We start from the raw sequence: 19,004 nt of genomic DNA, 5'->3' as shown, positions 1-19,004 counted from the left end.
GGAATGACGTCGACCGAGCCTGCCCTTCAGCATGTCCTCGACCGTGAACGCGCCCACCACGACCGCTGCCGGGCCGCCCTCGCCGCGATGGTCGAGGGGGCCGACGAGCAGGTCGTCATCGGGGAGGACGTCTCCGCGTCCGGTGCCGATGCCGAGGTGCTCGGGTATCGGCTGCGCAGCCAGGCCAAGGCGCTGCGCGAGCTGCCCGAGGGGCCCTTGTTCTTCGGGGCCCTGCAGGGTGAGGACGGGCAGTTGCACATCGGGCGGCTGCGGATCTCCGAGCATCCGGCACAGCCGCCCCTCGTCGTCGACTGGCGTGCGCCCGTCTCGCGCGCCTTCTACCAGGCCTCGGCCCGCGACCCGCAGGGCGTCGCCGTGCGCCGCCGGTTCGGGTGGGCGCCCGGCAGCCGGGGCGACTCCGCCGACCTCACCGGCCTGGAGGACGAGCACCTGGGGGAGGGCGAGACGCGGACCAGCGAGATCGTCGCCCGGGAGATCGAACGGCCACGTGTCGGGCCCATGCGGGACATCGCCGCGACCATCCAGCCCGAGCAGGACGACCTCGTACGCGAGGACCTGGCGGTGTCGGTGTGCGTGCAGGGGGCGCCCGGCACCGGCAAGACGGCCGTCGGGCTGCACCGGGCCGCGTATCTGCTCTACACGCACCCGCAGCGCATCCGGCGCGGCGGTCTGCTGATCCTCGGGCCCAACCGCACCTTCCTGTCGTACATCGCGGAGGTGCTGCCGTCCCTCGGCGAGAGCGGTGTGCGGCAGTCGACGCCGGCCGAGGAGCTCGCGCGGCATCCGGTCAGGGGCCGTGACGAGCCGGCGGCCGCCGTCGTCAAGCACGATGCCCGGATGGCCGAGGTGCTGCGGCGGGCGCTGTACGCGCGCGTGCGCGCCGAGGGCGCCGGGTCCCTCGCCGTGCCGGACGGGTCGTACAACTGGCGGGTGCCGGCGCGGACCTTGGAGCGGATCGTGGCGGACGTACGGGAGGAGGAACCGCCGTACGGGGTGGGGCGGGAGCGGGTGCGGGCGCGGATCGTGAGGTGCCTGCGCGAGCAGGCCGAACGGCGGGCCGGGCCGCCCCCCAATGCCTGGGTGCGCCGGATCGAGCGGGCGCGGCCCGTGTCCGCGTACGTCGACGCCGTCTGGCCCCGGGTGAGGCCCGAAGAGGTCGTGGCCGGACTGCTCGGCGACGCCGGGGCGCTGGCGGAGGCCGCCGACGGGCTGCTGGACCCCGGCGAGCAGCGGGCGCTGCTGTGGTGCAAACCGCCCCGGTCGTGGAAGTCGGCGCGCTGGTCGGCCGCCGATCTGGTGCTCCTCGACGAGGTCGCCGGGCTGATCGAGCACCCGGAGGGATACGGGCATGTCGTCGTCGACGAGGCGCAGGACCTGTCCCCGATGGAGTGCCGGGCCATCGCCCGCCGGGCGCGCTTCGGCTCGCTGACGGTCCTGGGCGACCTGGCGCAGGGGACGACGCCGTGGGCGGCCCGGTCGTGGCCGGCCGTCCTGGCGCACCTGGGGAAACCGGACGCGGTCGTGGTCGAGCTGACCACGGGCTTCCGCGTGCCGCGCGCGGTCGTCGCCCTCGCCAACCGGCTGCCGGAGCGGCTGGACGTGGACGTACCGGCCGCCCGTTCGCTGCGCGGGGACGGGGAGCTGCGGATGCGCGAGACGGACCCGGACGGCGTGCCCGGCGCGGTCGTGGACGCGGTACGGGAGGCACTGGGGCGGGAGGGGTCGGTCGGGGTCGTCGCGGCGGACGCGGACGTGCCCCGGATCCGGGCGGCCCTGGACGCGGCCGGTATCGACGCGGCGGGCCCCGAGGAACTCGGCGCGCGGGTGTCCCTGGTACCGGCGAGCGTCGTCAAGGGCCTCGAGTACGACCATGTCGTGGCCGTCGAGCCGGCGGCGATCGCCGAGGCGGAGGAACGGGGGCTGCACCGGCTCTACGTGGTGCTGACGCGGGCGGTGACACGGCTGGAGGTGGTGCGGGGGCGGCCGTTGCCGTTCTGACCTGCCGGCCGCGACGGCGTCCCCAGGGTGTGGACGCCGTCGCGGGAGGTCAGGAGGGCGGGGCGAAGGGGCCGTCCTCGGTGAAGGCCAGTGCGTGGAAGCGTTCGCCGATGTGGCGGTGGGTGGCGGCGTCCGGGTGGATCTCGTCGGGGAGGGGGAGCCGGGCCGCGTCGGACGCGCCGTAGAGGTCGAGGCCGTCGAGGTAGTGGATGTTCGGGTCGTCGGCGGCGCGCTGCCGGACGATGCGGGACAGTTCCTCCCGGATGACGCCGAGCGTCAGCTTCCCGGCGGGCACCTCCGCCGGGTCGCCCATCGCGGCGAACCGCAGCCGGCCCTCACCGAGCGCGCTGACGTCCGGGGCCGTCGGCCCGGGCGTGGTCTCGTGGAGGGCGCAGTGGATGGAGGAGACGACCAGCAGCGGGGCGTCGGGGTGTCCGTCGCGGATCGTGTCGAGGAAACCGTGCACGGCCGGACCGAACGCGCGCAGCCGCATCGCGTCCGCGTTGACGACGTTGATGCCGATCTTCACGCTGATCAGGTCGGCCGGGGTGTCCCGCATGGCTCGCGCGGTGAACGGGTCGAGCAGCGCGCTGCCGCCCAGACCGAGGTTGACCAGTTCCACACCGCCGAGCGACGCGGCGATCGCAGGCCAGATGGCGGTCGGGCTCGCGGCGTCGGAGCCGTGGCTGATCGAACTGCCGTGGTGCAGCCACACCCGGCGGCCCCGGTCCGGCACGGGCGCCACGGGCGCGTCGGTGCGCAGGGCGACGAGCTCGGTGGTCTCGTTGTGCGGCAGCCAGATCTCGACGTCCTTCTCCCGCGCGGGCAGACCGGTGAAGCGGACGGTGCCGACCGGGCCCGGCGTGACCTCGCCGTCCCAGGTGGCCATGTCGATCACGAGGACGTTGCCGCCCGTTCCCGCGGCCTGGCCGGCCGGGCGGCCGTCGACGAGCAGGTCGTACAGGCCGTCCGGGCGGGGCGGGAAACCGGCGTAGTCGCGCTTGGTGCGCAGCGTGTCCAGCTCGACGGCGGTCGCCGCGGTACGGAACGCCAGCCGTACGCCGGACGGCTGGGCCTCGGCCATGGCCAGCTGGGCGTTGCTGTTCTGCGCGCGGGCCCGGGCGGGCAGCCGGTGCGGCAGCAGCCCGTGCTCGGTGCGCTCCAGGTCGAGGGCGCCGCGCAGCAGGTCCGCCGTGAGGGGGGTGGTGATCCAGTCGTGCTCGGTGTGCATGGGTGTCAGCCTCGGGGGTCGGTGGGGGGTGCGGGCCAGTTGCGCAGCAGCGTGTCGAGGGCGTCGAGGATCCGGGCCCAGGTGTCGTCGGTGTCGGGAGCGCTGTGGCTGAACCCGCCGCCCATCTCCAGGCTGACGTACCCGTGGAAGACGCTGCCCAGCAGCCGGACCGCGTGGGTCTGGTCCGGTTCCGTCAGGTCGTAGCCCCGCAGCAGCGCCCGGGTCATCTGCGCGTGCCGGACGCCTGCGCTCGCCGCCGCCGTCTGCGGGTCGAGCCGCAGCTGGGCGGCGGCGTAACGGCCGGGGTGCTCCCGGGCGTAGTCGCGGTAGACGTTCGCGAGGGCGGCCAGGGCTTCCTTGCCGGCCCGCCCGGCCAGGGCGTCGGCGGCCCGGTCGGCGAGTTCCGTGAGCGCCAGCAGGGCGATCCGGGTCCTGAGGTCCTGGGAGTTCTTCACGTGCGAGTACAGACTCGCGACCTTGACGTCGAACCGGCGGGCGAGCGCCGAGACGGTCACCTGCTCGAAGCCGACCTCGTCGGCCAGCTCGGCACCTGCCTGTGTCAGGCGTTCCGGTGTCAGTCCTACGCGTGCCATACGGCCACTCCCTTCTGCCGGAAGGTAGTGTGCAGTTGCCTAAGGGTATTAGGCAAATCATAAAGCTGTTAGGGAAGCCTTATGCCGCCTTGGGCGTCCTGGAGGGCGCGCCGGGCGGGTGCCCGCAGCCTCCTGCCCCGTTTGGTCGGGCCCCAGGGCTTCAGGACGGAGATCACCGTCATGAAGACGTAGGCGGACAGCGAGACGACCGGCCCGAACAGCACGTCACCGGCATCGGGCAGGGGCCCGCCCGCGGCGACGGCGGTGACCGCCGAGTTCACCGCGGGGCGCAGGGCGAACACCGTGGCGGTGGCCGTGGCGAGGGTCAGCCAGAACTTCGTGCAGACCCAGCGGTGCCGGGCGAGTCCCCACGGCGTGCCCAGGGACAGCACCAGTCCGCTGAGCAGCGTGAGGAACGCGACGGGGAGCAGGAGCCAGTCGGCGAAGAGCTTCATGGCCCGGACGGACGACTCCACGGTCACGGCGGACCCGGTGGAGGCCGCGGTGCTCCCGAGGGCCAGCAGCCCGAGCGTGAGCCCGAGCCAGCCCGCGGAGGCGATGACGTGGACGACGAGAACGGCCCGGCGCGCCGGGCGGCCGAGTGTCGGAATCGAGTGTGACTTCTGCTTCGGCTTCACGCTGCCACCGTGCCGGGCGGGGGGTGGCGGTGGCGTCTGACGGCGGGAGTAAAGCGGCGTACTGGCGTCGGAGTACGGGCGGGGGACCGGCAGGTGCTCGCTCGGCGTGACAGCCCGGCCCTGTCAGCCCCGTCGTCTACCTTCACGGCATGACCGAGCCCTCCCACCTCACCGCCGTCCGAGAGTCCTACGACACCGTCGCCGCCGACTACGCCCGGCTCGTCAAGGAGCCGGCCGAGCTGGACCCGGTGTCGCGCGCGATGCTGGCCGCCTTCGCCGAGCTCGTCCGGCCGCCGCACCCCGGGCCGGTGGCCGATCTGGGCTGCGGCCCGGGCAAGGTGACGGCCCATCTGGCCGCCCTCGGCGTGCCGGTGTTCGGCGTGGACGTCTCGCCGGAGATGGTCGGACTGGCCCGGAAGGCGTACCCGGATCTCCGCTTCACCGTCGGCTCGATGACCGCGCTGGAGACCGGCAGCGGCGAACTCGGCGGCATCCTGGCGTACTACTCCACCCACCACACCCCGCCGCAGTGGCTGCCGACCGTGTTCGCCGAGTTCCACCGCACCCTCGCGCCCGGCGGCCGGCTGATGCTGGCCGGCCCGGTGGGCGGCGGCGAGCACCTGCGCCCCTCGCACGCCTACGGCGACCACCCGGTGTCCTACGAGTCGTACCTGCTGCCGCCGGACCGGATCGCCGAACTGCTCCACCGGGCCGGGCTGGTCGTCACGACGCGTGTGGTGCAGGAGCCGGAGGAGGGGACCAAGCGGCAGACCGGCACGTTCCTGGCGTACAAGCCGCGGTAGCCTCCAGGCGGGGCCCGCCGCTACGTGCGTGCAGCCACACCCGCAACGGGCCGACCGGCTCGAAGCCGTGCCGGACGGCGGTCTTGAGGTCGTCGCCGCTCTCGTACCCGACCACGGGCAGGGCGGGGAAGAGCCGGCCGAGCGCGTGCAGCACGCCCGGCCAGGCCGCGTCGGGCCCGCCGTCCCGCCCGAAGACGTTGGAGACGCCGACCACGTGCGCGCTACGGGTGGCCACCGCCCCGGCGACGACGCGCCCGTCACCCGACCGTCCCGCGATCACGAAGGTCTCCGGGCCGGCGAGCAGCCCGTCCCCGAAGAGGTCCGCGTGCCCGGCGCCGTCGTCCCAGGCCAGTGCCCAGGCACGCAGGGTGTCGGGGTCGCGCACCACGTCCCACGCCAGATCCGTCGGCCCGGGGGCGCGGGCGGGCCCTGCCGCACCCGCCGGACGGTGGATCCACCGCGCCTCGAACAGCACCCGGAAACCGGCCCCCGTCAGATCGAGATCGGCGAAGCTGTCCTTGACCGAGGCACCGGGCGAGCCCGTGTCGACCCGTGCCACGAGCGCGTCCGGGTCGGCGCCCGGCTCCAGCGTCACCGCGTCGGGGTAGTAGACCGGCGCCCGTCGCGCGGCGGCCCACGCCTCTTCCCCGAACTCACTCGCCACGCCGTGCGCCCGGCACATCGCCGCACACCACTCGGCGTTGTTCCGGGCGGCGGCCCGGACCAGGAACTGCGGTGAAGTCGTCATGCGTGCGGATCATGGCTGCGAACGGCCTGTCAGTCGAACGATTTTGGGGCGGGGCGCTTCTAGGGTGATCGCGAGGGTCCACCCGACGATCGGCCAGGAGGCGGCATGTCCGTGCAGATGAAGTTGAGCGCCATAACCCTGGACTGCCCTGATCCGCTCGCGCTGGCGGCGTTCTACCAGGCGGCCACCGGCCTCGAACCGCACCCGAGGTCGAACGCCGACTTCGCCTCTCTGGGCGGCGGGGACGGACTCTCCCTCGGCTTTCAGCGGGTCGACGACTACCGGGCTCCCGACTGGCCCGGCCAGCACGTGCCCCAGCAACTGCACTGCTGCTTCAGGGTCGTGGACCTGGAGGAGGCCGAGGCCCGGCTGCTGGAGCTGGGAGCGGGCCGGCCGGAGCAGCAGCCGAACGAGAGCAGATGGCGCGTGCTCACGGATCCGGCGGGGCATCCCTTCTGCATCGTCGGAGGCTGAGGCTGACGTGTCCTGACTCAGACTTCGCCGGCCGGTGATCGGGGCGAGGACGGTGGGTGCGGCGGGGGACCTCAGTTCTTGACGGCCTCCGCGATCCGCTGGGCGGCCTCGGCGGGCGTGAGGTGCGTGGTGTCGACGACCTCCGCCTCGGCGTGCAGCCAGGTGCGGGCCGCCTCGGCGTAGGGCTCGAGGTACTGGAGACGGAACGAGGAGTTGGGGCCGACAACGGTGTCGCCGGCGATGCGCCCGCGGAGGGTGTCCTGGTCGGCGTGGAGGACGAAGTGCCGGACCGGAATGGCGTGCTGGGCAAGGCCCGCGCTGATCTCGCGCCAGTACTGCTCGACCAGGACCGTCATGGGTATCACCAGGGTGCCGCCGGTGTAGTCGAGGACGCGGCGGGCGGTCTCGACCACGAGCGGCCGCCACGGCGGCCAGTGCTGGAAGTTGTCCGTCTCGGGCAGCCCCGGCTTGATGTCCATGAGCGTCTCGCCGACCTTCTCGGCGTCGAACACCCGCGAATCCGGGAGCAGCCGCTGCACGAGCGCGCTGGTCGTCGTCTTGCCCGCGCCGTGGGTGCCGTTGAGCCATACGATCATGCGGCCCCACGCTAGCGGCTGACGGGCGTGTCCACGGCACATCCACGTAACCTCTTCCTGTGCCCGCACCCCGCCTGCATCGCGTCGCCGTCCTCGTGCTGGAGGGTGCGAAGCCGCTCGATGTCGGCATTCCCGCGCAGGTGTTCACGACCCGCGCGAGCATGCCGTACGAGGTGCGGGTGTGCGGGGCGACACCCGGTCTCGTGACCGGCGGCGACGGCCTCGCGTACTCCGTAGCGCACGGTCTCGACGCGCTCGCGTGGGCCGACATCGTCTTCGTCCCCGGCTACCGGTTCCCGGACCGCGACGACCCGCCGCAGGCCGTCGTCGAGGCGCTGATCGCCGCCCACGACCGGGGCGCGCGGCTCGCCGCCATCTCGACGGGCGCCTTCGCGCTCGCCGCCACCGGCCTGCTCGACGGCAGGCGCGCCACGACGCACTGGCACTACACGCGGGCGCTCATGGCCAGGCACCCGCTCGTCAAGGTCGACGAGAACGTGCTGTTCGTCGACGAGGGCAGCGTGCTCACCTCGGCCGGCGCCGCCTCCGGCATCGACCTGTGCCTGCACATCCTGCGCGGCGACCTCGGCGTGGCCGCGTCCAACCACGCGGCCCGGCGTCTGGTCGCGGCCCCCTACCGCAGCGGCGGCCAGGCCCAGTACGTGCCGCGCAGCGTCCCCGAACCGCTCGGCGAACGGTTCGCCGCCACCCGCGAGTGGGCGCTGCACCGGCTCGGCGAGCCCCTCACCCTCGACATCCTGGCGCGGCAGGCCGGCGTCTCGCCGCGCACGTTCTCCCGGCGCTTCGTCGAGGAGACCGGCTACACGCCGATGCAGTGGGTGATGCGCGCCCGCATCGACCTGGCCCGCGAACTGCTGGAGCGCTCGCAGCGCAGCGTGGAGCAGATCGCCGCCGACATCGGGCTCGGCACCGGCGCGAACCTGCGCCTGCACTTCCAGCGCATCCTCGGCACCACACCGAGCGAGTACCGGCGCACCTTCACCCGGGGCGAGTAGCCCCCGGACAGCGCGTGGCGGGATCCTTTTGAACCGTGGCGTTCCCGCCACTGTCAGGGGCGCCGGCCGCGGGCGAGCCTGGTGGGGAGGGAAGGGACATCACTCATGACTCGCATCGCCATCAACGGATTCGGCCGCATCGGACGCAATGTGCTGCGTGCCCTGCTGGAGCGCGACAGCGCCCTGGAGATCGTCGCCGTCAACGACCTGACGGAGACCGCCACGCTCGCCCGGCTGCTCGCCTTCGACAGCACGGCCGGCCGGCTCGGGCGCCCGGTGACCGCAGACGGGGACGCCCTCGTCGTCGACGGCCGCCGGATCACCGTGTCGGCCGAGCGCGAACCGGCACAGCTGCCGTGGGCCGAACTCGGCGTCGACATCGTCCTGGAGGCCACCGGCCGCTTCACCTCGGCCAAGGCCGCCCGGGCCCACCTCGACGCGGGCGCGAAGAAGGTACTCGTCAGCGCGCCGTCGGACGGCGCCGACGTCACGCTCGCGTTCGGCGTCAACACCGACGCCTACGACCCGGCCGTGCACACGGTCGTCTCGAACGCCTCCTGCACCACCAACGCGCTCGCGCCGCTGGCCAAGGTGCTCGACGACCTCGCCGGTATCGAGCACGGGTTCATGACGACGGTGCACGCCTACACGCAGGAGCAGAACCTGCAGGACGGTCCGCACCGCGACGCCCGTCGCGCCCGGGCCGCCGGCGTCAACATCGTGCCGACCACGACCGGCGCCGCCAAGGCGATCGGCCTGGTGCTGCCGAACCTCGACGGCAAGCTGTCGGGCGACTCGATCCGCGTCCCGGTGCCGGTGGGCTCGATCGTCGAACTCAACACGACCGTCGCCCGCGATGTGACACGCGACGACGTGCTGGCGGCGTACCGCGCCGCGGCGCAGGGGCCGCTCGCCGGCGTCCTCGAGTACTCGGAGGACCCGCTCGTGTCGTCCGACATCACGGGCAATCCCGCCTCGTCGATCTTCGACTCGGCCCTCACCCGCGTGGACGGCCGCCACGTCAAGGTGGTCGCGTGGTACGACAACGAGTGGGGCTTCTCGAACCGCGTGATCGACACGCTCGAGCTGCTCGCCAGGGGCTGACCGGGCGCCGGGGGTGGTGTCCCGCCCCCGGCTGTCCTGCGAAGACCCGGGCGAGCGGGGTGAGGGAGTCCCCAGCGGCGGTGTCCAGCCCCTGCTGAGCCAACCTGCTTGGTCGGACTGCCACATGGTGCTTGCCGACTCTCCGCAGGACTAGATCGGAGCGGGAAGATCCCGGGCTGGTGACACCAGGCGAACCTCTCGGGTGGTGTGGCGCACTTTTGCAAGCGGGTGCTTGCAATAGTTAGCGGGGTGCGGCACTGTGGAGTCATGGCATCGCTCAACGTCGGCAATCTCGGTGACTACCTGCGCGAACAGCGGCGCAACGCGCAGCTGTCGCTGCGGCAGCTCGCCGACGCCGCCGGGGTGTCCAATCCGTATCTGAGCCAGATCGAGCGCGGGCTGCGCAAGCCGAGCGCGGAGGTGTTGCAGCAGGTCGCCAAGGCCCTGCGGATCTCCGCGGAGACGCTGTACGTCCGGGCCGGCATCCTCGACGCCGAGCGGGACCGGGACGAGGTCGAGACGCGTGCCGTCATCCTCGCGGACCCGACGCTGAACGAGCGGCAGAAGCAGGTGCTGTTGCAGATCTACGAGTCCTTCCGCAAGGAGAACGGGTTCGGGACCGGCGACGGCTCCGCGGTCGTCGACCTCGTGGCCGCCGAGGACGCGGCGGACAGAGACGGAGACGGGGGCGCCCCGCACGCCGGCACCGAGATACGACGGACCCGCACGGCCGACGGCGGCGACGGCGCCGCGTCCGCGTCACCGGGTACGTCACCGTCGCCCGCCCGTCGCGCCCGCAAGACCACCGGCGGTACGTCCGCCGCCCGCCGGACCCGCAAGACCACCGGCGGCAGCGACACCGACCCGCAGCAGACGGCCGGCTGAGCCGGACCAGGGCACCGGCCGTACCGCTGCGGATCACACCACCCTCAGCCGAACCCTCAAGCGAAAAAGAATCCGGGAGGACCATCACCATGGCCATCACCGACGACCTGCGCAAGACCCTCAGCGACCCGACGCCGCTCTACTTCGCCGCAGGCACCGCCGACCTCGCCCTTCAGCAGGCCAAGAAGGTGCCGGCCCTGGTGGAGCAGCTGCGCTCCGAGGCCCCCGCGCGGATCGACGCCGTACGCAACACCGACCCCAAGGCCGTCCAGGAGAAGGCCTCCGCCCGCGTCAAGGAGACGCAGGAGACCCTGCAGACCAAGGTCACGGAGTTCATCGGCTCGATCGACGTCGACATCAAGAAGCTCGGCAGCACGATCGACGCGGACCTGAAGAAGATCGGCGAGACCGCCCAGGACTTCGCGCTGCGCGGGGTCGGCGTGGCCGCCGAGTACGCCGTCAAGGCCCGCGAGACCTACGAGAAGGTCGCCGAGCACGGCGAGCAGGCCGTGCGCACCTGGCGCGGCGAGGCCGCCGAGGGTATCGAGGATGTCGCCGAGGGCGTCGAGGAGCTGGCCGTGGCCGTCGAGCCGAAGGCCCAGCCGGTGGAGGTCAAGGAGGAGCCGGCGAAGCCCGCCGCCGCCACGGCCGCTCCGGTGAAGAAGGCCCCCGCCAAGAAGGCCCCGGCGCGCAAGCCCACCGCCAAGAAGACCACCCCGCCGGCCAAGTAGGACGGCGCAGGGCGCACAGCGATCACACGGGCCGGGCACCCTGGGGGTGCCCGGCCCGTTGTACGGGTACGGTGACCGCGTAGGGACGAGCCGAGTCAGGTGGTGGACGTAGTGCTGATGCAGGGCTTCGCAGGGTTCATGTGGCTTCTGAGCATTGCCCTGATCATTTTCAGCGGCTTCGCGTTGTTCGACGCCGCCGTGCGGCGTGAGGACGCCTACCGCGCGGCCGACAAGAAGACCAAGCCGTTCTGGATGATCATCCTCGGGCTGGCCTTCGTGGTGAACCTGCTCTTCCCGATCCTGTCGTTCCTGCCGATCATCGGTCTCATCGCGACGATCGTGTACATGGTCGACGTCCGCCCCGCCATCCGCGCGCTCCCCGGCGGCGGCCGCAGCCGCCGCGGCTCCAGCAGCGACGGCCCGTACGGCCCCTGGAACGGCGGCCGGTAAGACCCCCGGCAGCAGCACGGGAGCCGGCCGGGGCTACGGCACCCGGTCCAGCAGGAGTACCGCCACGTCGTCCGTCAGCTCGCCACCGTTGAGTTTGCGCACCTCGTTCACCGCCGCCCGCAGCAGCTCCTCGCCCCGCAGTCCCTCGGCGATCTGGCGGCGCACCATCTCCGTCATGCCCTCCTGGCCGAGCCGTTCCCGGCCCTCGCCGACATGGCCCTCGATCAGGCCGTCGGTGTAGAGCATCAGGCTCCACTCGGCGCCCAGCTCCACCTGCATGCGCGGCCAGCGGGCACCCGGCAGCAGTCCGAGGGCCGGGCCGTTGTTGTCGTACGGCAGCAGGCGGGCCGGCTTGCCCGGGCGGGCCAGCAGCGGCGACGGGTGGCCCGCCAGGCACAGGCCGGCGCGGCGGCCGTCCGGTGCGATGTCCACCGTGCACAGGGTCGCGAAGATCTCGTCATCGGCCCGCTCGTGCTCCAGCACCTGCTGGAGCGTGCCCAGCAGCTGGTCGCCGCACAGGCCCGCCAGCGTCAGCGCGCGCCACGCGATCCGCAGCTCCACGCCCAGGGCGGCCTCGTCCGGGCCGTGACCGCAGACGTCACCGATCATGGCGTGGACGGTGCCGTCCGGTGTGCGCACGACGTCGTAGAAGTCGCCGCCGAGCAGGGCGCGCGAGCGGCCCGGGCGGTAGCGGGCGGCGAACCGGAGCGGGGAGCCGTCCAGCAGCGGGGTCGGCAGCAGACCGCGCTCCAGGCGGCGGTTCTCCTGGGCGCGCAGCCGGCCCTCGGCGAGCCGGCGCTCGGCCGACTCGGAGCGTTTGCGCTCCACCGCGTAGCGGATCGCCCGGCTCAGCAGCCGGCCGTCCAGCTCGTCGCGGAAGAGATAGTCCTGGGCGCCCACGCGCACCGCCTCAGCGCCGCGCTCGGCGTCACCCGAGGCGGTCAGCGCCAGGACGGCGTGCCGGGGCGCGAGCTCCAGCACGTGCTTGAGCACGGCGAGCTCGTCGTCGGAGTCGCTGCGGCCCGGAGCCGGCAGGGCGAGGTCCAGCAGGATGCAGTGGACGTCGTCGGTCAGCAGCCGCCCGGCCTCGGTGAGGTTGCGGGCCGTGCGGACGCGGATCGGCTTGCCTGCCTGATCGAGCATGTCGGGCACGATCGGCGAACCGGCCGGATCGTCCTCGATCAGCAGCAGGGTCAGATTCGTGTGGGCGGTGTTGTTCTCCACCTTGTCCGTGATGTTCCCGGCGGTGTCCGGCGTGCGCGGGGTGGCTGCCGAGGCGTCCTTGGCGGACTGCTCGGCGGTGCCGTCGCAGCGGGACTCGGCCTGCGCCTGACCACTCTCCACGGCCGGGATCGCTCTCTGCCGCGGTATGGGTACGGGCATCGTCTTGGGTTCCTTCCCTCCCCCCGAGGGCATGGCGGGGGCGAGGGACCTCGACCCACCGACCGGGACCATAGCGGGTGTCGGCGCCCCATTGGAATGGTGTGAGCCACGCCGCTGAGCCATCGGCCAGTGTCATATGCCGCGATATGCGCCCCAGTTGGACACCGCCGGGATGCTGCGGGGATGACGAACGTCACGTCAGCGCGCGGTTTGGTGGCGGATCGGGGTGGGCTGGGTCACGTGGTCAGGGCCGCGTGACCCCATGGGGCGGTGCCTTCCCCCGCTCAGTCGGCGTCGGCGGCGTCCGGTCGTACCACCCCGAGGATGGGCATCGACCCGGCCCCCGCGAGGGTCACCGTCCGCCCGGGCCGCGGGGCGTGCACGATCGCCCCGTCGCCGACGTACATCGCGACATGGCTGGCGTCGTCGAAGTAGATGATGAGGTCGCCGGGCCGCATGTCCTGGATGTCGATGTGCCGCAACTGCTTCCACTGCTCCTGCGAGGTGCGCGGAATGCCGCGGCCGGCGGAAATCCAGGCCTGGGAGGTCAGCCCGGAGCAGTCGTAGGTCTTCGGGCCCTCGGCGCCCCACTGGTACGGCTTGCCGATCTGGGCCGTGGCGTACGCGACGGCCTTCTTGCCCTGCTCGGAGGCCTTTCCGCTGATCTCGTCGAGGATGCCGGAGTCGAGCCAGGCGGTCTGCGCCTTGCCGGCGGCCTCCTTCTCCAGCTCGGCGAGGCGCTCCTGCTCCTCCTTCTGGAGCTCGGACTCGAGCTTCTCCGCCTCCGCGATCTGCTTCTCGACCTTCTTCCGCGCGGCGGCCTTGGCCTTGCGGCCCGCCTCCAGTTTCTTCCACTGCGCGGAGGCGTCCTGCGCGTACCGCTCCAAGTCCTCCTGGGTGCGGGTCAGTTCGCCGATCAGGCCCTTGGCCGCGTGCTGGCCCTGGCGCACCCGGCCCGCCCCGTCGAGGAACTCCTGCGGATCGTCGCTCAGCATCAGATGGGCCTCGGGCGGCAGTCCGCCGCCGCGGTACTGGGCGGCGGCCGAGGCGCCCGCGCGGTCCTTCAGCTTCGCCAGCTTCTCCTGGCCCTTGACGATCTTCTTGGCCAGCTTGACGAGCTCGGCGGACTGCCTGTCGGCCTTCTCCTCGGCGGCGTTGTACTCGTCGGTGGCCCGGGCCGCGGCGCGGTAGAGCTTGTCGAGCCTCTCGCGTACGGCTTCCAGGTCCTTGCCGGGCGCGCGCGTGGCGCCCGCGCTCGGGGTGGGTGCCGGTGTGGGTGCGGGCCCGGGGCTCGCGAACGCCGTGCCCGGTGCCGCCAGCACCGTGAGCGCGCAGACCACGGTCACGGCCGTCGCGATCAGGCCACGCTTGCCCGGTCCCATACCTCAGCCCCCAAAGCTGATTAACCGTCAGTAACATTCGGTACGCCTGGGGATGCTGCCACGTCGGCGCGCGAAGCGACAGGGGTAATACTTCCCGCAGTCCCCTCCCCGATATGCCCCCGGCATGGCGATCTCCCGCCTGTGTGACGAACGACTCAAAGAGATCGTTCCCGGCGGGCCGGGCCGGGCCGGTCCGGGCGGATTCAGCCCCGCGGTGCCAACGCCTCCCACCGCACCGTCACTTCGCCCTGCCGCCACCGCACCGGCCCGTCCGCCACGGGCCAGTCGGCGGTCAGGTCCCGTACCGCCCGGATCCAGCGCTGGCGGGCGCCATAGGACGCGTAGGGCGCGGCGGCGGCCCAGGCGCGGTCGAAGTCGCGCAGGAAGGCGTGCACCGGCTCGCCCGGGACGTTGCGGTGGATGAGCGCCTTCGGCAGGCGTTCCGCCAGGTCCGAGGGGCGTTCCAGGGAGCCGAGTCGGGTCGCGAAGGTGACCGTGCGCGGTCCCTCCGGACCGAGCGCGACCCAGACGTGCCGGCGTCCGATCTCGTCGCAGGTGCCCTCGACCAGCAGCCCGCCGCGCACGCCGGTCGCCGGATCGGCCGGCGCGAGCCGCCCGCACAGCCGCTGCCAGACGGCCTCGACCTCGCCCTCCGCGTACTGCCGCAGCACGTTCGCCGCGCGGACCAGCAGGGGCCGTTGCGGGATCGGGATCTCGAAACCGCCGTGCCGGAAGACGAGCCCCGGCCGCTCGTACGGCAGCGCCGCCGCGACCCGGGCCGGCTCGATCTCGACGCCCACCACGCGCGCGCGTGGGGCGACCGTACGCAGGCGGTGCAGCAGTTCGACGGCCGTCCAGGGGGCGGCGCCGTACCCGAGGTCGACGGCCACGGGGTCGGCGGCACGGCGCAGCTCGGAGCCGTGCGTGGCCGCGATCCAGCGGTCCATGCGGCGCAGACGGTTCGGGTTGGTCGTCCCGCGCGTCACCGTGCCCACGGGGCGGCGGGCGGCGGCGCGGGATGTCATGCGTACGAGATTAAGGGGCCTCTGCCCCTGTCAGGGGGCGAGGTGCCGCCGCCAGTAGGTGGGACGCCAGTAGTAGAGGACGGTCAGGTCGCCGGGCATCGGATCGTGGGCCAGCCCCTGCTCGAACGGGTCCCGGTCCGGGTCGGCGGGCCGGAAGCCCGGGTCCAGCGGCTCGTCGTCGCGCGGTGGCCGTACGTGGCGCCGCATCTCCTCAGTCACGGCACCGATCCGCCGGTAGTTGGCCTGCGCCTCGATCAGGCTCAGTCCGTGGTTGGGGCCCCAGCCGGCCGTGGGATGGCGGAGCTGGAAGGGGTCCTCCTCCCAGTAGCAGACCGGGCAGATCTCGTAGGCCCACAGCTCGCCGAGGGTCCGGTGGCCGCAGCACGGGCAGGGGAGGAGCTCCTCGGGCGGAGGCGGCGGTGCGGGGCGATGCCGTGTGCCTGTCGTGCCAGTCATGCCTGCGAGGGTAGGGATCCCGCGACCCGGCCGCCCCGCCTTTTCCGCCGCCCCGCCTTTTCCGCCTCCCCGACGGCCGGTGCCCCGCCTGAGGCGGGCGCGCCGTGGATCTGGTGCTCCCGGCCGGGCTGCCGCCTCAGACCCGCGGGCCGGGCGGGGGCACGTTCCGTTGGCCGATGCACCCGGACACCCTCACTTTCGAACGGTTGAGCGACCAGCGGTAATGATTCGGTAAAACTCCCGAATCGGGAAATGGAGTATGTCCCTCCGGTGTTGGACACCGTCGGAGGGCGCCGTGCGCTCTGCGAAAGGCATGCCCCGAGCGAGGAGGAACGCCACGTGAGCCAGTACATCGGCAGGCTCGGTCGGCGCTCCGCGTCACCGCCCGCGCGCCTCCGGCTGCACCGAAGGCCCCGCCGGGTGGCCATGCTCTCCGTACACACCTCCCCGCTCCACCAGCCGGGCACCGGCGACGCCGGCGGCATGAACGTCTACATCGTGGAGCTCGCGCAGCGCCTCGCCGCGATCAACATCGAGGTCGAGATCTTCACGCGCGCGACCTCGGCCGCCCTCCCGCCGACCGTCGAGCTCGCCCCCGGCGTCCTCGTCCGGCACGTCGACGCCGGCCCCTACGAGGGCCTCAACAAGGAGGACCTCCCCGCCCAGCTTTGCGCCTTCACGCACGGCGTGATGCAGGCCTGGGCCGGCCATCGCCCCGGCTACTACGACCTGGTCCACTCCCACTACTGGCTCTCCGGCCACGTCGGCTGGCTGGCCGCCCAGCGCTGGGGCGTCCCCCTGGTGCACGCCATGCACACCATGGCCAAGGTCAAGAACGCCAACCTGGCCGACGGCGACACCCCCGAACCGGCCGCCCGCGTCATCGGCGAGACCCAGATCGTCGCCGCCGCCGACCGCCTCATCGCCAACACCACCGAAGAGGCCGACGAACTGGTTCGGCACTACGCGGCCGACACCGACAAGGTCGCCGTGGTCCACCCGGGCGTCAACCTCAGCCGCTTCTCGCCCGCCGACGGCCGCGCCGCCGCCCGGGCCCGTCTCGGCCTGCCCCAGGACGCACTGATCCCGCTCTTCGCGGGCCGTATCCAGCCCCTGAAGGCCCCCGACGTGCTGCTGCGCGCCGTCGCCGTCCTCCTCGACGAGCGCCCCGAGCTGCGCTCGCGCATCCTCGTCCCCGTCGTCGGCGGCCCCAGCGGCAGCGGCCTCGCCAAGCCCGAGGGCCTGCAGAAGCTGGCGGCACGCCTCGGCATCGCGGACGTCGTACGGTTCCACCCGCCGGTCGGCCAGGAGCAGCTGGCGGACTGGTTCCGCGCCGCCTCCGTCCTGGTCATGCCCTCCTACAGCGAGTCGTTCGGCCTGGTCGCCATAGAGGCGCAGGCGGCGGGCACTCCCGTGCTGGCGGCCTCGGTCGGAGGTCTGCCGGTCGCCGTACGCGACGGCCACACCGGCTTCCTGGTGCGCGGCCACCATCCCGCCGACTACGCGCGCGTGCTGCGCGAGTTCGCCGACGACCCGGAGCTGTCGCCCCGGCTGGGCGGCCAGGCCGCCCGTCACGCCCAGTCCTTCGGCTGGGACACCTCGGCCGCCACCACGGCGGACGTGTACACGGCCGCGATGCAGGCGCACCGCCGTCGCGTACGCTCGCAGCATGGGTGAAACCGATCTGGAACAGCGTGCGGCACAGGTCGTCGAGGGAGTGCTGAAGGACGCCGACCTGGAGTGGGAGAGCCCCCAGCCCGGCACCTACGTGGCGCAGCTCCCCGGCACCCGCAAGCTCAAGACGACGGTCTCCCTGATCGTCGGCCGCCACTCCCTGTCGCTCAACGCCTTCGTCATCCGCCACCCCGACGAGAACGAGCAGGGCGTCCACCGCTGGCTCCTGGAACGCAACCTCAAGCTCTACGGCGTGAGTTACGCCGTCGACCAGCACGGCGACGTCTACGTCACCGGCCGGCTCTCCCTGTCCGCCGTCACCGCCGACGAGATCGACCGCCTGCTCGGCCAGGTCCTCGAGGCCTCCGACGGCAGCTTCAACACCCTCCTGGAGCTGGGCTTCGCCTCCGCGATCCGCAAGGAGTACGACTGGCGGGTGTCCCGCGGGGAGTCGACGCGCAACCTGGACGCGTTCACCCACCTCACCCAACGTCCCGACCGGTAGGCCGCCCCTCCCGGTAACGCCCGGGCGGCACGCCCACCAGCTTGCGGAAGTGCCGGGTGAGGTGCGACTGGTCGTAGAACCCGGTCTCGGCCGCCACCTCTCCCGGTGAGCGCCCTTCGAGCAGCAGCCGCCGGGCGCGGCCCACGCGCAGGGACGTCAGGTACTGGTGCGGGGCGATGCCGTAGGCGCCGCTGAACGCCCGTACGAGATGGGCGGGATGGGCCCCGACGAGCCCGGCCGCCTCCTGCAGCCCGACCCCCTCCACGACCCGCTCGTCCAGCAACTCCCGCAGCCGCCGCGCGAGAACGGGATCCGCCGGACGGGGCTTGTCGCTCTCGTCCCGCAGATGCCCGCGCAGCCGCTCCCCGACGAACAGCAGCCTGCTCTCGGCCTCCAGTTCCTCCCCGGGTCGCAGCAGCGCGCCGTGCACCTGCCCCACTCGCTTCCGCAGCAGCGGATCGCGCAGGTCCGGCCGGTCGACGGCGGCCCCGATCAACTCGTCCCCGAGATACGTCCCGTCGAGATACAGCACCCGCTTGCGGAAGCCCTCCGGGGTGACGGGGGAGCCGTTGTGCGGCACGTGCGGCGGCAGCAGCGACACGGTGTCGTGCGGGGTGCCGTGCTCGTGCCGGTCGAGGTCGTACCGCACGGCGCCCGTGTCGACGATCAGCAGCGTCCAGGCGTCGTGGACGTGCATCGGGTAGGCGTACTCGGTGAAGCGGGCGTGGAAGACCTCGACGACACCGGGCACGGCGGGCCGCCAGGCGGACACGATCCGGGCGGGCTGGGAAGCCATGCAAAAAACGTACAAGACCCCGGCGAGTGCCGCCGGGCACGCTCGCATCATGAACACGCACACCGAACCGGCCCCGGAGCCGATCCGCTTCGACACGAAGATCGCCGTACTGCTGCGCGCCGACCTGGAACCCTGGCAGCGCCTCAACGTCACGTCGTTTCTGGTCAGCGGCTTGGGTACGCAGGTCCCCGAGGTGATCGGCGAGCCGTACGAGGACGCGGACGGCGTGCCCTACCTGCCGATGTTCCGCCAGCCGGTCCTGGTCTTCGAGACCACGAAGGAGACGCTGACCACGGCCCACACCCGCGCCCTGTCCCGCTCCCTGCCCCGCGCGATCTTCACCTCGGACCTGTTCTCCACGGGCAACGACCGCGACAACCGCGCGGCCGTACGGTCGGTGCCCACGGCGGACCTGGATCTGGTCGGCCTCGCGGTCTACGGCCCGAAGAACGCGGTGGACAAGGTGGTGAAGGGGGCGCGGATGCACCCGTGAGG

The 19,004-nt window shown here is 72.7% G+C and carries 21 protein-coding genes; 11 read left to right on the top strand and 10 right to left on the bottom strand.

All coding sequences use genetic code 11. From position 1 onward, the window contains the following. Nucleotides 1-3 precede the first annotated feature (3 nt). Complete coding sequence (locus QF034_RS18510; RefSeq protein WP_307176026.1) at nt 4-2,019, top strand: HelD family protein; 2,016 nt, start codon at nt 4-6, stop codon at nt 2,017-2,019. A 49-nt stretch (nt 2,020-2,068) separates the two neighbouring features. Here the strand turns inward: QF034_RS18510 and QF034_RS18505 are convergent, their stop codons facing one another. The 3 genes from QF034_RS18505 to QF034_RS18495 form a co-directional block, all read right to left on the bottom strand. Continuing rightward, nucleotides 2,069-3,250 carry a GDSL-type esterase/lipase family protein gene (locus QF034_RS18505; RefSeq protein WP_307176025.1) on the bottom strand — a complete coding sequence of 394 codons (1,182 nt, stop codon included), beginning with the start codon at nt 3,248-3,250 and terminating at the stop codon, nt 2,069-2,071. Between the two features lie 5 nt (nt 3,251-3,255). Further along, complete coding sequence (locus QF034_RS18500; RefSeq protein WP_307176024.1) at nt 3,256-3,843, bottom strand: TetR/AcrR family transcriptional regulator; 588 nt, start codon at nt 3,841-3,843, stop codon at nt 3,256-3,258. A gap of 68 nt (nt 3,844-3,911) precedes the next feature. Next, nucleotides 3,912-4,481 carry a DUF2269 family protein gene (locus QF034_RS18495; RefSeq protein WP_307176023.1) on the bottom strand — a complete coding sequence of 190 codons (570 nt, stop codon included), beginning with the start codon at nt 4,479-4,481 and terminating at the stop codon, nt 3,912-3,914. Nucleotides 4,482-4,630: 149 nt separating this feature from the next. Here QF034_RS18495 and QF034_RS18490 point away from each other — a divergent pair, with 149 nt between their 5' ends. Beyond that, nucleotides 4,631-5,284 (top strand): class I SAM-dependent methyltransferase, encoded by a 654-nt coding sequence (locus QF034_RS18490; protein ID WP_307176022.1) that lies wholly within the window; start codon nt 4,631-4,633, stop codon nt 5,282-5,284. Here the strand turns inward: QF034_RS18490 and QF034_RS18485 are convergent. Further along, nucleotides 5,205-6,032, bottom strand: coding sequence for a hypothetical protein (locus tag QF034_RS18485; protein WP_307176021.1), 828 nt, complete (start codon nt 6,030-6,032; stop codon nt 5,205-5,207). The genes QF034_RS18490 and QF034_RS18485 overlap by 80 nt on opposite strands. 105 nt (nt 6,033-6,137) lie before the next feature. Here QF034_RS18485 and QF034_RS18480 point away from each other — a divergent pair, with 105 nt between their 5' ends. Then, nucleotides 6,138-6,506 carry a VOC family protein gene (locus tag QF034_RS18480; protein WP_307176020.1) on the top strand — a complete coding sequence of 123 codons (369 nt, stop codon included), beginning with the start codon at nt 6,138-6,140 and terminating at the stop codon, nt 6,504-6,506. A 71-nt stretch (nt 6,507-6,577) separates the two neighbouring features. On the opposite strand, the gene QF034_RS18475 is transcribed toward QF034_RS18480, so the two are convergent. Further along, nucleotides 6,578-7,102 carry an AAA family ATPase gene (locus QF034_RS18475; RefSeq protein WP_307176019.1) on the bottom strand — a complete coding sequence of 175 codons (525 nt, stop codon included), beginning with the start codon at nt 7,100-7,102 and terminating at the stop codon, nt 6,578-6,580. A 59-nt stretch (nt 7,103-7,161) separates the two neighbouring features. Between QF034_RS18475 and QF034_RS18470 the strand changes: the two genes are divergently transcribed. The 5 genes from QF034_RS18470 (at nt 7,162) to QF034_RS18450 (ending at nt 11,288) form a co-directional block, all read left to right on the top strand. Then, nucleotides 7,162-8,118: a GlxA family transcriptional regulator gene (locus QF034_RS18470; protein ID WP_086562993.1), complete on the top strand. Its 957-nt coding sequence runs from the start codon at nt 7,162-7,164 to the stop codon at nt 8,116-8,118. A gap of 105 nt (nt 8,119-8,223) precedes the next feature. Next, nucleotides 8,224-9,222, top strand: a complete 999-nt coding sequence (gene gap / locus QF034_RS18465) for a type I glyceraldehyde-3-phosphate dehydrogenase (protein WP_307176018.1) — start codon at nt 8,224-8,226, stop codon at nt 9,220-9,222. Between the two features lie 267 nt (nt 9,223-9,489). Beyond that, entirely contained in the window at nt 9,490-10,107 is a 618-nt protein-coding gene (locus QF034_RS18460; RefSeq protein WP_307176017.1) for a helix-turn-helix domain-containing protein, read from the top strand. Between the two features lie 89 nt (nt 10,108-10,196). Beyond that, nucleotides 10,197-10,838, top strand: a complete 642-nt coding sequence (locus tag QF034_RS18455; RefSeq protein WP_307176016.1) for a hypothetical protein — start codon at nt 10,197-10,199, stop codon at nt 10,836-10,838. Nucleotides 10,839-10,955: 117 nt separating this feature from the next. Further along, complete coding sequence (locus QF034_RS18450; protein ID WP_307179914.1) at nt 10,956-11,288, top strand: DUF2516 family protein; 333 nt, start codon at nt 10,956-10,958, stop codon at nt 11,286-11,288. Between the two features lie 33 nt (nt 11,289-11,321). On the opposite strand, the gene QF034_RS18445 is transcribed toward QF034_RS18450, so the two are convergent. The 4 genes from QF034_RS18445 to QF034_RS18430 all read right to left on the bottom strand — a co-directional run bounded on the left by QF034_RS18445 (nt 11,322) and on the right by QF034_RS18430 (nt 15,534). Continuing rightward, nucleotides 11,322-12,671, bottom strand: coding sequence for a PP2C family protein-serine/threonine phosphatase (locus tag QF034_RS18445; RefSeq protein ID WP_307176015.1), 1,350 nt, complete (start codon nt 12,669-12,671; stop codon nt 11,322-11,324). Nucleotides 12,672-12,955: 284 nt separating this feature from the next. Next, entirely contained in the window at nt 12,956-14,053 is a 1,098-nt protein-coding gene (locus QF034_RS18440) for a C40 family peptidase (protein WP_307176014.1), read from the bottom strand. Nucleotides 14,054-14,256: 203 nt separating this feature from the next. Then, nucleotides 14,257-15,078, bottom strand: a complete 822-nt coding sequence (locus QF034_RS18435; protein ID WP_307176013.1) for a class I SAM-dependent methyltransferase — start codon at nt 15,076-15,078, stop codon at nt 14,257-14,259. 30 nt (nt 15,079-15,108) lie between these two features. Continuing rightward, nucleotides 15,109-15,534, bottom strand: a complete 426-nt coding sequence (locus QF034_RS18430) for a CPCC family cysteine-rich protein (RefSeq protein WP_307176012.1) — start codon at nt 15,532-15,534, stop codon at nt 15,109-15,111. A 339-nt stretch (nt 15,535-15,873) separates the two neighbouring features. On the opposite strand from QF034_RS18430, the gene mshA reads away from it, so the two are divergent. Further along, entirely contained in the window at nt 15,874-17,211 is a 1,338-nt protein-coding gene (mshA, locus tag QF034_RS18425; RefSeq protein WP_307176011.1) for a D-inositol-3-phosphate glycosyltransferase, read from the top strand. Next, nucleotides 17,204-17,713: a type III secretion system chaperone family protein gene (locus tag QF034_RS18420; RefSeq protein WP_307176010.1), complete on the top strand. Its 510-nt coding sequence runs from the start codon at nt 17,204-17,206 to the stop codon at nt 17,711-17,713. Before mshA ends, QF034_RS18420 begins: the two co-directional genes overlap by 8 nt. Here the strand turns inward: QF034_RS18420 and QF034_RS18415 are convergent. Next, the gene (locus tag QF034_RS18415; protein WP_307176009.1) at nt 17,691-18,509 is read right to left on the bottom strand and encodes a helix-turn-helix domain-containing protein; all 819 of its coding nucleotides are present in this window, start codon (nt 18,507-18,509) and stop codon (nt 17,691-17,693) included. The two genes, QF034_RS18420 and QF034_RS18415, sit on opposite strands and share 23 nt — an antisense overlap. 49 nt (nt 18,510-18,558) lie before the next feature. On the opposite strand from QF034_RS18415, the gene QF034_RS18410 reads away from it, so the two are divergent. Then, nucleotides 18,559-19,002 carry a DUF2000 domain-containing protein gene (locus QF034_RS18410; protein WP_307176008.1) on the top strand — a complete coding sequence of 148 codons (444 nt, stop codon included), beginning with the start codon at nt 18,559-18,561 and terminating at the stop codon, nt 19,000-19,002. The last annotated feature ends 2 nt before the right edge of the window (nt 19,003-19,004 follow it).

This window comes from Streptomyces africanus, from assembly GCF_030816955.1.
GTDB lineage: Bacteria > Actinomycetota > Actinomycetes > Streptomycetales > Streptomycetaceae > Streptomyces > Streptomyces africanus.
The sequence above is the reverse complement of the archived record's forward strand: the minus strand, read 5'-3'. Positions and strand labels throughout refer to the sequence as shown.